At 50.0% G+C, this 15,661-nt stretch carries 10 protein-coding genes; 3 read left to right on the forward strand and 7 right to left on the reverse strand.

Annotation, left to right across the window (positions count from 1 at the left end):
* Positions 1 to 72: 72 nt before the first annotated feature.
* Positions 73 to 942 (reverse strand): glutamate--tRNA ligase family protein, encoded by an 870-nt coding sequence (locus BUQ91_RS14385; protein WP_074209772.1) that lies wholly within the window; start codon positions 940 to 942, stop codon positions 73 to 75.
* 165 nt (positions 943 to 1,107) lie between these two features.
* Here BUQ91_RS14385 and BUQ91_RS14390 point away from each other — a divergent pair, with 165 nt between their 5' ends.
* Together BUQ91_RS14390 and BUQ91_RS14395 are read left to right on the forward strand one after the other, a co-directional pair.
* The gene (locus BUQ91_RS14390) at positions 1,108 to 1,695 is read left to right on the forward strand and encodes a hypothetical protein (RefSeq protein WP_072830117.1); all 588 of its coding nucleotides are present in this window, start codon (positions 1,108 to 1,110) and stop codon (positions 1,693 to 1,695) included.
* A gap of 6 nt (positions 1,696 to 1,701) precedes the next feature.
* Positions 1,702 to 2,268, forward strand: a complete 567-nt coding sequence (locus tag BUQ91_RS14395; RefSeq protein ID WP_072830118.1) for a 3'-5' exonuclease — start codon at positions 1,702 to 1,704, stop codon at positions 2,266 to 2,268.
* Between the two features lie 106 nt (positions 2,269 to 2,374).
* Here the strand turns inward: BUQ91_RS14395 and BUQ91_RS14400 are convergent, their stop codons facing one another.
* The 5 genes from BUQ91_RS14400 to BUQ91_RS14425 all read right to left on the reverse strand — a co-directional run bounded on the left by BUQ91_RS14400 (position 2,375) and on the right by BUQ91_RS14425 (position 11,573).
* On the reverse strand, positions 2,375 to 3,667 hold the full coding sequence (locus BUQ91_RS14400) for a glycoside hydrolase family 3 N-terminal domain-containing protein (protein WP_139299756.1): 1,293 nt from the start codon (positions 3,665 to 3,667) through the stop codon (positions 2,375 to 2,377).
* Positions 3,668 to 3,680: 13 nt separating this feature from the next.
* On the reverse strand, positions 3,681 to 6,209 hold the full coding sequence (locus tag BUQ91_RS14410) for a DNA topoisomerase III (protein WP_074209774.1): 2,529 nt from the start codon (positions 6,207 to 6,209) through the stop codon (positions 3,681 to 3,683).
* A 2-nt stretch (positions 6,210 to 6,211) separates the two neighbouring features.
* A complete protein-coding gene (locus BUQ91_RS14415; RefSeq protein WP_074209775.1) occupies positions 6,212 to 7,342 on the reverse strand; it encodes a glycosyltransferase in 1,131 nt (376 codons plus the stop codon).
* Positions 7,343 to 7,471: 129 nt separating this feature from the next.
* The gene (locus BUQ91_RS14420) at positions 7,472 to 9,142 is read right to left on the reverse strand and encodes a LamG-like jellyroll fold domain-containing protein (RefSeq protein WP_074209776.1); all 1,671 of its coding nucleotides are present in this window, start codon (positions 9,140 to 9,142) and stop codon (positions 7,472 to 7,474) included.
* A gap of 61 nt (positions 9,143 to 9,203) precedes the next feature.
* Entirely contained in the window at positions 9,204 to 11,573 is a 2,370-nt protein-coding gene (locus BUQ91_RS14425; RefSeq protein ID WP_254842386.1) for an Ig-like domain-containing protein, read from the reverse strand.
* Between the two features lie 290 nt (positions 11,574 to 11,863).
* Between BUQ91_RS14425 and BUQ91_RS14430 the strand changes: the two genes are divergently transcribed.
* The gene (locus BUQ91_RS14430) at positions 11,864 to 12,712 is read left to right on the forward strand and encodes a TIGR02147 family protein (protein WP_074209778.1); all 849 of its coding nucleotides are present in this window, start codon (positions 11,864 to 11,866) and stop codon (positions 12,710 to 12,712) included.
* Between the two features lie 76 nt (positions 12,713 to 12,788).
* Here BUQ91_RS14430 and BUQ91_RS14435 read toward each other — a convergent pair whose 3' ends face one another.
* Positions 12,789 to 15,428 (reverse strand): hypothetical protein, encoded by a 2,640-nt coding sequence (locus tag BUQ91_RS14435; RefSeq protein ID WP_074209779.1) that lies wholly within the window; start codon positions 15,426 to 15,428, stop codon positions 12,789 to 12,791.
* Positions 15,429 to 15,661 lie beyond the last annotated feature (233 nt).

Genomic DNA, 15,661 nt, shown 5'->3' on the forward strand with positions numbered 1-15,661 from the left:
ATATAAATTTTTTTTAACCCATGTGAATACTAGTTGTAGCCCGTATGTATGGATATAGCGTCAATGCTTTCGTTACAGGGGTGGGAGCGTGTTTGCGACGAGTGTGATGGCGTCTTGTAGCGAAAGGGGGGCATTGTTTTGGGTGAGATGCGCCTTGAAGCAGACTCGTCCGAAAAGCATTTCGGGAGTAATGCCGGCCTCTTTGTCTTGCCTTAAACTGTGTGCGAGCTCACGCTTGGAAAGTTTTTTATTGTTGGCATCGACGATTAAGGGGTGGTGTAGGTAAATGGGGCGGTCTGTGCGTCCAAGGGCTTCCATTAAGGCGATTTGTCGAGCTGTAGAATTGCGGATGTCTTCGCCTCTCACGATATGCGTGATGTTTTCGTCGATATCATCGACACAGACTGCAAATTGGTATGTCCATTGGTTGTCCCTATCGCGGATAGGGAAGTCACCACATTGAAGTTTCGGATTTTCATGAAAGTCTCCCAAACGGAGATCGTGCCAGTCGATAACTTTATTTGGAACGATAAAGCGCAAATTGTGCGGAAGGGGGAGGCTGTGCGGTTCGTGCAAGCATTTTCCTTGATAAACGATTTCGCCTGTTTCGCTTTGCGGATTATCGGCAAGGAGTTGTTTGCGACTGCAATAGCACGGGTAAACTAACGATTTTTCTTCGAGCTTTTGGAGTGCTACATTATAAACATCATTTCGTGCGCTCTGAATACTTTCTGAATCATGCTTGAATCCCAACCAAGCTAAATCTTCACGGATTCCTTCGATGTAGGCGGGGCGCGCACGACTTTGATCGTGATCTTCTATTCTTAAGTGGATCTTTAAGTTCCATTTTTTTGCAGCAGCCCACACATAAAGTGCCGAAAGTAGATGGCCTTCGTGGAGATAGCCCGTGGGGCTTGGTGCGAATCGAATTTTTCCTGACATATTGCTTTTGTATGACACATCACAAATATAAGTTGTAAAATTGTTACTAAAGTCACATATTTTTTATGAAAAAACATAAATATTTTGTTTTTTTCGTAAAAAGCGATTTTGTTATATATATTATTGTCATTAAAGGGATGTGTATCCTTGGAAGACGGAGTAATTATGGGTGGAATGAGAATTCTTTCGAGAGCCTGTGTGGCTCTTTTCTTTGCTTTTGCAGCAAGTGCATTTGCAGAAGATGTTGTTGCAATGGCTTCTAACGGCTCGACTGTTATCTTGCATGACAATGGTCGTTGGGAATATCATCAGAACAACAGCAAAATTCGTGATGTGCGCGAGAGTGCAATTCCCGAAGATGCGAAGTTCAATGTGATTGTCGAATACGAAAAGCCCGAAATGGTGCGTAAGAACGTGCGACTTGCCATGGAGGCTGCTTTTGCGACTGAAGAAGAAATTCGTGACAGTTTGAGAAATGTACCGAAGGGCGGTTACATTTATTTTCAGGTAAAGACTTCACAAATCAAGAAGGGAATGCCTCGCAAGTTGACTTACTCCTTGTTCGATGGCAGCAAGAAACCTATATTTAAGAAAACGGTTTCTGATACCGAAGCGGTCCCGAGCGAACAGAGAGGAATATCGAATTTGCTCGTCGTTCCTGTGTATGGGCACCCCAAGTCCAACGTTATGTTGGCTCGTGTCGAGGCTCGTGACGGGATGGAGACGCTTGATATCGATATCCCCATTAGGTAATTTGCATTGCTAAAATTTGCGGTAGTCGATCTAGAAACGACCGGCGGACATGGTGAAGATAATCGAATAATGGAAATCGGAATCGCCCTGATGGACGGTTCCGAAATTGTTGGTACGTTCCACTCGCTTGTGGACCCCGGGCAGCCGATTACACCGTTTGTTCGGGAACTTACTGGCATCACTGACGACATGGTCAACGGCCAACCGCAATTTGGTGAGATTGCAGAACATGTGGCGGAACTTTTGCAGGACCGCATATTCGTGGCGCATAATGTGCAGTTCGATAACAAATTCATGACTGCTGAATTGAAGCGCTGCTGCATCAAGTTTAATCCTCCGAGACTTTGTACGGTTAAACTTGCGAGGAAAATATTTCCGGGACAACCGAGCTACAGTTTGCACAAACTCACGGAATCGTTAGGACTTCCGGATTTTAATCATCACCGCGCTTTGGACGACACGTTGGCTGCGGCTGCTATTTTGAAAGCTGCTTTGAAAAAAGTGGGCGAGGCTGGGGTGTTTAAAAATGTAGTGAATTTGTCTGTTGCCAAGAAACAGGCAATTAATAAGTAGTTGTTGGTCGTTTGCTATTGCCCCCTTCGCCATCCTGAGTGGCGATAAGTTCTATGCTCAGCCAACTGCGTGCGGAATCCCGGCTTGACCGGGAATCTCCTTTTTTCTACTTCAAAATTCCGGCTTTATATTTCAGCTTCAAGATACGAGCGGCGGATTCTTCGATGCGCTTCTTGTATTTTGAGTTCTTTTCGGAAAGTTCCATCATGATGTTGAGCATGTCCTTGGCTTTGGACGTGTAAGAAATCATGAGCATATCGTTGCCTGCATCGATGATGGCGGTGATGAGTCGCTTGAAGTCTTTATCGGGGTAGTTTTTGCGCGGTGGAATTTGCGTTTTGCCGCTTGCCCAGGCGCGAAGCGATGTGCCCCAGAGGTCATCGGTAAGCATAATCATGTCTGGGGAATACTTGCGGGCAATCTTGACGATGTTGGCGTCAAAGACGGCGGGGCGGCTGGAAATGCGCAAAAAGTGGACGCTCGACATCATCGTGACGGGGATGTCTTTGGAAAGAGTCCTGAAAAAGCTTATGTTCTGGTCGATTTTTTCTTTGGGCGATGCGCTGATGGCAATTTGATGGTCGCTGTTTGTCCAGGAATCATAACCGGGGAAGTGCTTTGAAACGCAGATGATGCCGTTGTCACGCATGCCATTGACGAATGCTCTTACTTTATAAGCATTTGTTGTGTCGTTTCCCCACGAACGGCGGCTTTCTTCCATGAATGAATTGGACTCGCGATGGTCCTTAGACGGGTCCAAAACGGGTGCCAAATTCATGTTGATTTTGATGTCTTTAAGCGCGCGTCCGATTTTCTTTGCAAGCGTGTGAATTTTTGTGGAATCCATGCGGCGCATTTCGCGTGCGCTTGGGGTATTGTGCCAATGATCGGAATACGATGCCAAACGATTGACAAGGCCGCCTTCTTGGTCGATAGCGGTGAATACTGGAATTTTTAAGTTCGAGTTGATTTCTTCAACTTTGTGCAGGTAATTATCCGTTTCCTTGAGGTGCTTGCCGGTAATGAGCAATCCTCCGATTTCGTTCTCGATTGCAAATTCAGACGTTGTAAGGAATACCATAATCATTTGCGCCGCCTTTTGGCGGAGTGTCATGGATTCCCATAAGGGCATAAGAGCGTCTGGTAAACCATAAGGGTTTTTGCCGGACTTTGCAGCGGAAGAAGATTGTGCGATTGCTGAAGACGATTGCGCAATTGATGACGAAGACTGCACAAAACTTACAGAGTCTTTTATGGAACAAATTTGCGACTCGTTTTTGGGCAGAAGGGATTCTGTTAATGAATTTATTGGGGTAAAGCGGCGATCGGACATGTCGTCGGAAAAGGCTGCTGAAAAAGCTCCCAAAATTGTAATTACTAACAGAATATTTTTGTACATGCGGTAAAAACTGCTAACCACTAGTCTTCTTTGCAAAACGGCGCGGTTTGAATTCACGCGGAGGGAACTCGAACTTGAGCTTGCCTTTCACGAGTGTGAGGTAGGCGTCGAACAGGCGACGAGTCTTGTTGCTGCGGAAACCCTTGATAAGCGAGGTCTTTTCACCAGCGAGCAGTTTCTTGATGTCGTCTAGCGGGAGTTCCTTGCCTAAAAGAATCTTCGGGAGCGTGATGCCGCTTGGTTCCTTCTTCACATAGCTTTCGGAGACGTAGCCCGTGAGCGTTTCATAAACGTCGGAACCGTCAACAGGCGATTTGCCGATAACTTCACCGAGTTCAATTTCTTCTGGCTTTTCGTCAAAGACAAATTCGATTTTGTTTTCGTCGTTTATGGTAAGAACGGCAGAAAATTCGGCACCTTTCTTGCTGCGGAAACCGGTCAGAGGACCAATCTTTCGCTTTGTCAAAAGTTCGATGATTTCGCTTTCGGTGAGGTGCTTTCCGCCGACAATCTTGCGGATTACGATGCCATCTTCAGTTCTGTAACGGCTGACGGTTTCAAAAACCTTCTTGCCATTCACGGGGCTAAAGCTAGCTTCGTTTTCGGTATCGTCTTCCTTGAATCCCTTGATGTTTTTCACCATGGTCTTGGTCATTTCGACGATGCCGCTCATGAATGCTTCGCGAGATTCCTTGCCCTTCGAGATGAGGTCCATCTTGTATTCCCATTCGCCGGTGAGTTCCGGGCTGGTGAGGGCTTCGCAGTTCATAGCAGAAAGGACCTTGATGAGGTCGAATGCCTTTGCTGTCGGAATCATTTCCTTGCCGTCGCGGATAACGTACTTGTCGCTCACGAGCTTTTCGATAATGGCTGCTCGTGTAGCCGGCGTTCCAAGGCCGCGCTCCTTCATGGCGTCGCGCAGTTCATCATCTTCGACGAGCTTACCGGCACTTTCCATCATCGAAAGGAGCGTGCTTTCGGTGTAGTGTGCTGGCGGCTTGGTAAAGTCTTCCTTGGCGTCAATTTCAAGCATCTTGGCGGTGTTGCCATTGAGCTGTGGAATGTTCGATTCTTCGTCGGATTCCTTGCCGTAAATTGCCTTGAAGCCCGGATCCACAAGAATCTTGCCTTCGGTAATGAACGTTTCGTTTTCGACTGTCGTGATGCGTGTCGTGTTCAAGTACTGCGCTGGCGGGAAGAAAACCGCGATAAAGCGCTGGCAAATCATCGTGTAGATTTTTTCTTCGGCTTCGGAGAGACCCTTCGGCACGACACCTGTCGGGATAATGGCGAAGTGGTCCGAAATCTTCGAGTTGTCGAAGACCTTCGGTGTGCGCTTCACGTAATTCTTGTCGAGCGCTTCTTGGGCGAACTTGGCGAGCGGGCCTTCGATTTTGCCGAGCGTTGCCTTTACCGGGGCCACGTAGTCTTCGGGCAAGCAACGGCTATCGGTACGCGGATAGGTCGTTGCCTTGTAATGTTCGTAAAGCGACTGGGCTATGGAAAGCGTCGTCTTGGCGCTGAATCCAAAGCGGTTGTTTGCTTCGCGCTGGAGCGTGGTGAGGTCATAGAGCTGACCGCACTTCTGCTGGCTCGGGGCGGTAGTCTCTTCGATGGAGCCTTTCTTCCCCTTGCACTTGGCGAGAATTTCCTGAGCGCGGGCTTCGTCAAAAATTTGCTTGACGCGGTCCTTGCCGTTTTCTTTATCGACGGTGAACCACTTGCCTTGGTAACCGGCTCCGGAGTTGTCGAACGAGGCTTCGATTGTCCAGAATTTTTGCGGTACAAAGCGGTTGCGTTCTTCTTCGCGCTTTACGATGATGGCGAGCGTCGGGGTCTGCACGCGGCCGCACGGCGTAATCTGGAACCCGCCCATGGAACTGTTGTACGCGGTGAGGCCGCGACTTCCGTTCATGCCTACAAGCCAGTCGGCTTCGCTACGGCAGAGGGCGGCGTTTCGCAGGTTCACCATGTCTTCTTCGGTGCGGAGGTGCTCAAAGGCGTCCTTGATGGCGGCTGGCGTCATGCTCTGCATCCAAAGTCTCTTGAATGTCTTGCCCTTGAAGTTCCCCTTGAGAATGTAATCTACGATGTAATAGAAAATCAGTTCACCTTCGCGGCCCGCATCGCACGCATTTATAATTGTCGTGACGTCCTTGCGTTTGATGAGTTTGCCGAGTGCGCTGAGGTGGCTTCTGGTCGTGGGGAGGGCGACGAGTGGGAATTTTTCCGGGAGCATGGGGAGCGTTTTCATGTCCCATGCCTTGTAACGTTCGTCAATATCTTTTGGGTCCGCGATACCTACGAGGTGACCTATCGCATGGCTTACGATGGTCGTGTCGCTTTCGTAATAGGCGGTTTCTTTTTTGAATGTTTTGGCGCCGAGTACTTTGACCAAGTCTGCTGCTACGCTCGGTTTTTCTGCGATAATAAGGGTCTTACCCTCTGCAACCGGTTTTGCAGCTTTTGTAGCTGTCTTGGTGGCGGTTTTCTTTGTAGTGGTTTTGGTTGTCGCCTTAGTTGTAGTTTTAGTCGTTGCCATTTTTATTTCCACTTGAATCGTCCGAACAGTCCGAACAATACGGCCAGAACGGTAAAGGGGGCGTGTATGAATTCAACCGGGATGCACCATTTGAGGAGGTGTTCCTGCTTGAATATTTTGAGCCCGCGAATAATAAGTACCATGTCGCCGACACTTTTTAACAAGAATGCAATTAAGGTGGCGACGAATATTTTAAAGCTGAAAATCGAAAGAAAAGCGGTTACACAGAGCATTACGAGGAACATAAATACCATCGAGAGCACAAAGACGATTTTGGGCGTGTAGTAGATGGTCTTTGATGCCCAGCGTTTGCGCTGTTCCCAAAGTGCTTTGAGCGTTTCCTTGCCGCTAGTGGTGACGAACGTCGAAGGGGTAATGCAGTAACGCATGGCCCAGGGGCGGTCGGCTGCCAGTTTTTGCATCAGCAGGTCGTCGTCGCCGCTCTGTATTTTGATAACGCCCGTAAAGCCGTTTACGCTCTTGAAAAAGCTTTTGCGGTAGGCGAGGTTGTTGCCTGTACTTGTGAGCGGAAGGTGCATGGCGAGCCCTGCGGTCCCGGCTATGCGGTAAATGAGCGTTTCGACAGCCTGCATGCAAATGATAAATGGTGATTGGCTGTCGGTCGGAATATAGGAGTGCCCGGCGACAAGTTCAATCCCCGGTTCGAATTCCTTGATGATTCCCTTGATCCAGGAAGGCTGCACGATGCAGTCGGCATCCGTAAGGCAGAGAATTTCTCCGTTGCAGGCGTCAATGAGCTTGGAAAGCGCCTGTTTTTTGGGGCTTACACCTTCGGGAATGGAATCGATTGTAAGGATATGCAACTTGCTGAATTTGGCGGCGTATTCGGCAAGAATCTTCGGGGTGTCGTCCGTGGAGCGGTCGTCTGCCACCCAGACTTCCCAATCGCCAGCATAGTCTTGTGCTAAAACGGAGTCTAGCGTTTCGCGGATTCCTTCGGATTCATTACGTGCCGCAATCAGGATGCTCACCTTTGGTAGCGGTTCCGGGTCGGCATAGCCTTCGCGTACTCGTCCGAGTGCACGGTAGAACCGCACTTCTAAACCGAGATAGAAGATCGCTAAGATAGCCAAAAGCCCGATGGCCACGTATGTCAAAATCGTTAGGAACATTTTTTCTTGGGCAAAATGTAATAACGTTTTTTTGAGTGTTTAAAACGCACTCTCAAAATCGCGGGGCATTTTTGCGTATATAATATAATAGTAAGTAACTGAGTGCTGAACGCGTGGGCAGTAACCGAGTTATTTTCTCGCGGAAAGTTTTGGCCAGGAATTTTCGGGCTTTTGGTTGAGGTATGTAAGGCGTGTCCAGGAATCGTCGCGGAATGCGCTACCGAGCATGAACTCGTCCATTTTCCCGGTAAATCCGCCGATTTTAAAGTCTGCAAACTTGCGGCTGCCGTCCCAATCTGTGCGAGTTTCTTCGGCTTCGATTGGAGCACCGTTGATAAAGAAACTTATTTGCGGTATGGAATGCTTGCTGAATGCAATGAAAATCCATTTGCCAGCTTCGATTCCTTTTGTGCCTGACGCCCACGTTTGTTTGTAACTTGCGGTGTCTGTGGCACCTTCATCGGCGGCATTTTCTGTGGCGATGTGATAGAATTCTACGACAAAGCCTTGTTCAGGTGAGTAGCGGAGTGCGTATTCATCTGCTTTTTCAAAGAGGGACTGTTGCTTTAGCGATTCGAGGTTGACCCACAGCGAAAAACAAAATTGCATGCCGTCAAAGGACAAATTAACCTTGCGGGAGGAATCTATCTTGGCGGAATTAGTTGCTGTGATAGATGTTGCTGCGTCAAGTGCAATAGATGTGCCGAGAACTCCGTCCGAGTCGCGATTTGCGGTTGATTCGGCGAGCGCTTTTGCGGAACTTAACGAGCCTTCAAAGTAGCTTTTTTCGGCATCGTCCTTGATGTCGGTTCCGCTATCAAAATGGTACACGAGCGAATAGCTGCGGTTGGTCGGGAACACGTCGTGAGCGTAACCCGATTCAAGTGCGTTGTTGAATGAAAGCTCTAGCGAGTCAGAGACGTTTAATGAATCCACGCTTACCCAGAAAATAGCTTCTTTTTCGTCAAAGACTGAATTCACAATCGGGAGCTTTTTGCTACGCTTGCCATCTTTTGAAATGCGTACAACTTCCCAGCGACCTTGCAAGCGAGCGAGTGTATCGATGTCGCTGTTTTCTGCGGTCAGGCGGAGCGCAAGCGGAATGTCGCTCACAAAAGACGAGAGCGTGTCTTCGCCTTCGGGGAGTGCAAGCGGGGCGACGAACGTGTATTCGATGTGGGGATAGTTGACGAGCGTCTGGACGGTCGTATCTGATTTGACGAAGACATCCCCGTAATCCAACGTGTCGTTTTCTATATAAATTCTGAGACCGAGCGTGTCGGTGGGCAAGCTGTCGATAATGGCCTTTTGCGCGTGAACGATCACTTTGCGTAAGATGGTCGTTCCGGGGATTGTGACCATGGCGGACGTGCCGTCTTCAATGAGGCTGTTGAACGCTATTTCGACAGAGCCTGGCGCGCGGAGCGTATCGCTAACGGCGATGGAATCGTCTTCGGTGACGCTTACGTTCTGTACGAGGAACCGTTTGCCGGATTCTTCGTGGAATGCTTCGACGGCGTAAGTGCCTGCAGGAATGGAATCGAGGCTGTAGTAGCCTGTGGAATCCGTTTCCGTGGTGTAGGCGGCGGGGAGCTCGCCTGAGGCCGCGTCAAAGTCGCTAGGGACGCAGTGCACACGTGCAAATGCGGCGGGGTTGCCGTTATCCAAAAGGAAAATACCGGCGAGTTCCGGAGAACCCGTCTCGGCGCTGTTGCCTGCAATATGGCTGTCGGAGGAGCAACCTCCAAAAATTGCGGTGGACGCAATCGAAACAGCCAATATGTTTTTGCAGAACTTCATTGATACCAATATATATAAGATTTGCTAAAAGCGGGAGGGCTATTAATCGCTATAGTAATCGTTATTGGATATAGTGGCGTAATGTTTTGCCTGTTTTGGAGTATTCAATCACGATGACGTGCGCAGCGGGCATCTTGGCGGGCTTGCGATTGCCGGAGTACAGCGGGCGTCCTTGAATGTCAAAGATGCGGTAGAAGCCTGCTTCGGCTTCGGTCGCGCGCTGCATGGGGGAGGCGATGCCGATGGTTCCGCTGCTCGATTCTGCTGTGATTGCTGAACTGCTGGATTCCGCGACGCTCGATGAAGAAACTTCGCTAGAGCTAGATTCCGCGACCGCAGAGCTGCTTGCGGGAGCCGCACTGGAACTAGATTCTGCCGCGCCTTCGACGGTGAACGTCACGTATTCAGACATCCACGTGAGTCCGGAATTGTCCGTCACGACGGCGACTGCGGAATGTGTGCCTGCGGCGAGATTCTTGGCGGTAACCTGGTACGGCGCGGCGGTTGATGTTCCGACGAGCGTGTTGCCGACGTAGAATGCAACGCTTTTCACGGAGCCGTCGTTATCCTTGGCGTCGGCTTTTAAGGTCACGTCTGCGCTTGCTGTGATTTTTGCGCCAGCGGCAGGTGCGGTGAGCGTTACGCTTGCAGCCTTGTTGCTTTGACCGAAGCCCTGGTTGTATTCGGGCATTTTGCCGTAGCGTCCGCCGACGCCCGAGAGGTTCGGAATTTCTTTCGGGAGGTCTGCGACATTGCGCTTTTCAAAACTGTAGCTCGGGTTGAATGTTTCGGCTTGCGGAACTCCGCTTTTCACGGTGCCATTGTAGCGGTGTTGTTGCTTGGTGCCGTTCCCGAACGTAACTCCGCTAAAGTAAACGTAGCCGTTATCGCCCCATTCGGCCAAATAGCCTTGGCCGTTGTCGATATAGCTATTCTCGTAGCGCACGTAGGCCTTCGCATTTGCGCTGTGACCATTCGCCCCCGCTACAAAGAAGCGGTTGTAATCTACATACTGGTTGTACAGATGCACCTGCGAGCCGTTGTTTTCACCGGTGACTTTCGGGACGCGACCGTAAGTGTTGTGCCAGTAGTTGTTGGCGTAAGTTAAATGGGCGTCTTCAACGAGAGCCATGTAAGGGTCGGTACCCCAGCAGTTGTATTCGTTGGCTCCGTCAAAATCGAGATAACTGATGGTGGCGTTGTCGACAAATTCCATATCCATGCCATCGGAAATCCATTTGTAGCTGATATGGTCGGCCCAGAATTTGTTTACGTGTTTGCTGGCGGTGCCTACGGTTTCAAGGCCGTCGCCGCCTTCGATCAAGTGCGGGTTCACATCGTAAATCGCGAGGTTGCGGTAGATGTGGTTCCCTGAACCTTCGTTACTGCGCACGGCGATGGATGCTCCGCGGAGATTTGCGCCACGGCCCATGCCCACGAGACTCTTGTTCGGCTTGGTGGTAATCCAGTTGCTCCACGCCTGCAGATTTTCGCTTTCTTGCACAATCTGCACGCCGGCTTCGGTGAGGTCGCTGCAGCTGTTCGCCTTGAAAGTGATGCGGTAGAACGTGTTGGTCTTGCCGGTCACGCGATTCTTTTCGGTACATGTCGTCTTGCACCAGGTGCGGCCTTTGCTTTTGGCTTCGGTCACCGCATTGCGCATTTGCCTAAAGTCGTAAGTGCCTTCGGGCACGAGGATTGTAACGGCGTCGTTGCTCTGCAAGTACTTGCGGATGCTTGCGGAATCGCTTGCAATGACGACTTTGCCTGCATCGCCACCCGTTGTGGTGACACCGAAGCCCTCGGCTTTCACGTTGAAAGTGAAAAGTAAAACTGCGGTTGGGTCAGATTCGTCACTCGTCCAAATCCATTTAGCTTGCGTATTCGGGGCGAAATTTTCGAGCGCACCGCCACTCGGGAGCTTGTTGTTTGCGTAAGAAAGCGTTGTGGCGCCTCCCCATTGCGAGAGGTCGCGGCCCTTGTTTTTCCAGGAGTTGTTGCTGACAACGGGCTTTGACTTCCAGCCACTGCCGGAATAGTAAGATTTGTCGAGGTCGTCGATTTGCACGAGAACGCCCGGGGCGCCTTTGCCGTTCACGCTCACGACAGAAATGGCGTTTTCGCCGGGCAGGAATGTCATCGGGATAAAGCGCACTCGGCCTGCCTGGTTATCTTCGGCGAGGAGTGAACCGTTGTGGTAGAGCCTGTAACCGCCATCGGCGACAATCCAAATGCCGGGACCATTCCCTGCATTGTAAGTGGCGGCAATCAGCTGTGAACCGACTTTGTCGCCACCGCCGTAAGCGGCGTCGGACGGGAGCGTAACGACTTCAGAGGCTTGAATTTTTGCAGCCGCATCTGCCGCGTGTACTGCGGAAATTCCGAAAATTGAGACAACGCTTGCAAGCGCTATTTGACCAAAACCTTTCATACCCATTGTTCCTCACTTTTTTGCGATTACCCAACTTTTGGCTTGTTCCATCCCTTTATAGCAATTAAGCCAGGCGTTGCGGGCTGGCGTCTGAAGCCCGCATTGGGGGTAATGGAAGACCGCGAAGCGGGCTGCAATTAGGGGGATTATTCCCCCATACCCATAATCTATATCTTGCGGCGCGCACTTCAAAGCGCTTTTCTCGTGAAAGCTGATTTCTCGTTGTTTCTGGACAACGCTAAAGTCGCTTTTTTATACTCCGCAAAACATAATTTTCTTACATTTATGGCATGGGCGAAAAGAAACTAGGGAAAAAAATCTTCGAATACCTGGACTACCGGGAGTTTTTGAAGGATTATTATAGCGCAAAGAAGGAGGCGAACCCTGCCTTTTCGCTCCGCGTTTTCTCGGATAAAATCGGGTTCAAGGCAAAAGATTTCATCAGTCGCGTGATGAACGGAGACAAGAATCTTTCGAGCGCGAGCATCCCGAAAGTGGCTTCTGGGCTGCGCCTGGGCAAGCACGAGACCGAGTTTTTTATTGGGCTTGTGAAGTTCAATCAGGCGGAAACGATGGACGAGCGCAATGCTGCGTTTGAAGAAATGCAGGCGGCGCTCAAGGTGGTGCGCTTTTCCGAGAAACAGCATATTCTCGGGCATGCGCAGTACATGGTGTATTCGCATTGGCGGCACTTGATTATTCGCAGTCTTATCGGCATGTTCGGTTTTGACGGCGATTATGAAGCGCTTGCGAAAATGGTCCACCCGCATGTGACGGCGGACGAGGCCAAAAAATCGGTCAAGTTGCTCGAAGACTGTGAACTTATCAAGAAAGGGGACGACGGCAAATACGTGCTCACCGAGAGCGCGATTAGCACGGGGGACCGCACGTCAAAACTTGCGCTGCGCGGTTTCCACCAGCATTGTTTAAAGCTTGCTGCGGATTCTATTGATCGCGACCCGCCGGGCTCGCGTCACGTTTCTGGGCTTACGCTTGGCATCAGCCAAGAAGGCTACGAGCGCATCGTGGAGCGCATCAACGCCTTCCGCAAGGAAATTGCGCTCATCGCCGAAGAAGATAAGAATTCAGATAAAGTTTTTCAGTTGCAATTTGCGCTGTTCCCTGTTGGCGGAAAGTAATTTTTCTCTCTATCAAATCCTACAACGAAACACCTCGGCGTTCGCCGAGGTGTTTTGGTTAGGTTGATGAGAATATTTAAAACATTACTCTGTATGGAATTTGCTTTTCGAAACGGCGGCCTTTCAAGTCGTGGAAACCTTGCTTGCGGATTGGCAATCGCAAATCATTGCGGAACTTTGCGCGATGGTTCTGAATTGAAGTAGTTGTTGAATCACCGACTTCTGTGGAGTCTCCTGCAACAATAGATGATATTGCGAGCTGTTGCGTCACGCCGATGTTGCGGCTAAAGGTGTCGCCTGCATTGTCCTTGAGCGTAAATTTGATGTAGCCCACGCCACCGAAGTTGTTGGCGAGTTTTATGGTGAGTTTGGATCCGCTCACGGTCGCAGTCACGCCTGTCGGGGCGTTCACGGTATAGGAGCCGTTGTCGTAGCCCTTGGTAAATTGAGCAAGGTCAATGACTTGGGTTTCACCTTTTGCAAAAGTATAGTGGGCGCGAGCCATCCATTCAAGATAACGTTCGAGTTCAGTCCAGCCGTCACCCAATCGGTCTTTGTTTGCGTCGCTAAAGTCACCGCTCTTGGATTTCGGATTGTAACCGTACATATTTTCCCACCAGTCCGGGAGACCATCGAAATCGGAGTCGTAATCGTTTGCCCAGCTTGTGCTCGGATATGGTTCCCAGCCCTTGATATTCGCTGTGTCAACTGCGTCCGTTTCGCGGTCGGGAATTCCTTTGGTTTTGCCGACAGAACCCACGACGCTGTAAGTTCCGTTTTTGGTTTCCCGAATCATGCGTTGGTCATGATTATCGAGAATAGGCATTGTTTGGCCTACATCGCTCAGCACGTCCTTGTATGCTGCCGATGCGCTCTGCACTGTGGCGTAAGAATCAAAGAAAGGTTTGCTATTCCATGGTTCCCAATCGAGAACTTGCCCGCCGCTCAGTGTGTATTCGCGTCCGCAGTTGTCGTTGTTCCCATTGCAAGTGAATGAACCGTTTGCGGCTTGCAAAATGTTGTTGTGGTAATAGTAAGCTTGCGAACCTTTGCCAGTTCCTTCAAATTGGGCGCGCAACGTATAGCCGTGAAGAGTTGTGCCTGCGCCTTCCTTGTAGTAGTTTCCGACAAAGTTCACTTCGTGCGCTCCGCCATCGGTCACGCGGCTTTTCCAGTTATAGACCACGTTGTTGAAAATGTCCAAGCGACCTGCATAATAGCCGTTACCGTCTAGTCCGCCGCCAAGACTCCAGTTGCGCCCTGCGTTGTGCGCCAGCAAGTTGTGGTGAAAACTCCCGATGTCGCCGCCGATTGTTGCTGCGTATCCATGCCCTGTTCCTGCTGCATAATTTTGGTGGTCTGCGACATCCAAGGCTTCCGAAATCAAAGTGCGCTGTAGCGTCAGGTTTTTGCCGCCGCGACTAGAAAAAGCTTCGTCAATTGTCCAGCTGATACTTGCGTGATCAAGAATGCTGTGGTCGCCACCTGTAAGGCCCATGCCATCGTAAGTTGTGCCGTAACCTAAGCGCACGCGCATAAAGCGGATAACCATATCCTTGCCCGTAAAGCCGATGGGAGCGCTTTTGATTGTAATTCCTTTACCCGGAGCTGTCTGCCCAGCAATCGTCACATAGTCCTGATTGCAGACCAAACGACTTTTGAGTTGTATTACGCCTGCGACTTTGAACATGATGGTTCGTGGACCGATATCTGCTGTACACGCTTCGCGCAAACTGCCGGCGCCATCGTCGTTCAGATTTGTTACGTACACGACTTTTCCGCCACGGCCACCGACCGCGTTACGACCATAGCCCTCGGCTCCTTCAAACGCTAAACGCCCTGGTTTGAATGACCAGATATTTCCTGCTGTAACCGTTCCGTTCGCATCAACTTCATCCACGCGCCAATAGTAGGTCTGCAATGGATTTGTGTCTGAAACCTTGTATGTCGTCGCCGTCTGCTCGCCTTTGTAAACGTCGGCTGTCGAGGCTGTCGCCTTTAAAACCGTTGCAGAATCCGTACCAAAATAAACCTGATGTTTTTTTGCGGATTTCGCTGCAGTCCATGAAAGTGTCAAAGCGCCATTGTCGTGTGGAACGTGGTAATCCAAATCCGTCGGAGAAGGACTTGTTGCCTGTGCTGTCACATTGGGAACATTCAATTCAAAACCATTCAGGGTAATCGTACTCGTGTTTAGCTTTATGGCAGTCGATGCGCTTGCGCCGCTCACGGAAAAAGTTACATACGCGATTGCTGATTCGGAAGTCGAAAGCGCTCGATTTGTTGGTTTGACCGAGGCTTGCTTCAAATTGTTCACATAGACATCAATGCTGTTACTTGCCGCAACGCCATCGACATTGTTCAGGTACAAAAGGAGGCTGTGCGTCCCTGCTGCAAGATTCGAGAACGTGAGAGTAATGTTTCCGCCGCCTTCGACCATCACACCATCGCACACTAGTTTTGCATAGGAAGGTGATTGTACTCCTGCCTTGTACCAGTTTGCCTTGAGATTTCCGCTACCGGCGACCTTGATTTTTACGCCCGAAAGTGTCGTATCTTTGAATGTGACGCCCGAAACCACCCACGGCACATAATTCGGCTCCGTGACCTCGCTCGAATTGCGGCCACTCATGTCAAAATCAACTTTGACGATTGGCGAACCCGCGAAGGCATGCGCAGCGAGTCCCAAAACCAACATTGATTTAAAATATCCCATAACATACTCCCTGTTGCATATAAAAATATCTTTGATTCAACATCGAGGGTAGAGCTCTTGAAAATTAAGGTTGTCCGTGGACTACGCTACCTTACTTTTACGGAGGTTCCCGATTCTGTTAAGGGTGCGGAGCAGATTGTAACGGCTTGTAATTCCAAAAAATCCACCAAGGATGTTGCGTCGTTTATTGCGGCGAAAGCGAAACGGAATCTTCGCAAGCGGCAACCACACCT

The organism is Fibrobacter sp. UWB11, assembly GCF_900143015.1.
Lineage (GTDB): Bacteria > Fibrobacterota > Fibrobacteria > Fibrobacterales > Fibrobacteraceae > Fibrobacter.

Coding starts and splice junctions, on each gene's coding strand:
- BUQ91_RS14415 (WP_074209775.1), bottom strand. CDS start 7,342: ATGTTCCTAACGATTTTGACATACGTGGCCATCGGGCTTTTGGCTATC.
- BUQ91_RS14430 (WP_074209778.1), top strand. CDS start 11,864: ATGGGCGAAAAGAAACTAGGGAAAAAAATCTTCGAATACCTGGACTAC.
- BUQ91_RS14420 (WP_074209776.1), bottom strand. CDS start 9,142: ATGAAGTTCTGCAAAAACATATTGGCTGTTTCGATTGCGTCCACCGCA.
- BUQ91_RS14390 (WP_072830117.1), top strand. CDS start 1,108: ATGGGTGGAATGAGAATTCTTTCGAGAGCCTGTGTGGCTCTTTTCTTT.
- BUQ91_RS14410 (WP_074209774.1), bottom strand. CDS start 6,209: ATGGCAACGACTAAAACTACAACTAAGGCGACAACCAAAACCACTACA.
- BUQ91_RS14435 (WP_074209779.1), bottom strand. CDS start 15,428: ATGGGATATTTTAAATCAATGTTGGTTTTGGGACTCGCTGCGCATGCC.
- BUQ91_RS14400 (WP_139299756.1), bottom strand. CDS start 3,667: ATGTACAAAAATATTCTGTTAGTAATTACAATTTTGGGAGCTTTTTCA.
- BUQ91_RS14425 (WP_254842386.1), bottom strand. CDS start 11,573: ATGAAAGGTTTTGGTCAAATAGCGCTTGCAAGCGTTGTCTCAATTTTC.
- BUQ91_RS14385 (WP_074209772.1), bottom strand. CDS start 942: ATGTCAGGAAAAATTCGATTCGCACCAAGCCCCACGGGCTATCTCCAC.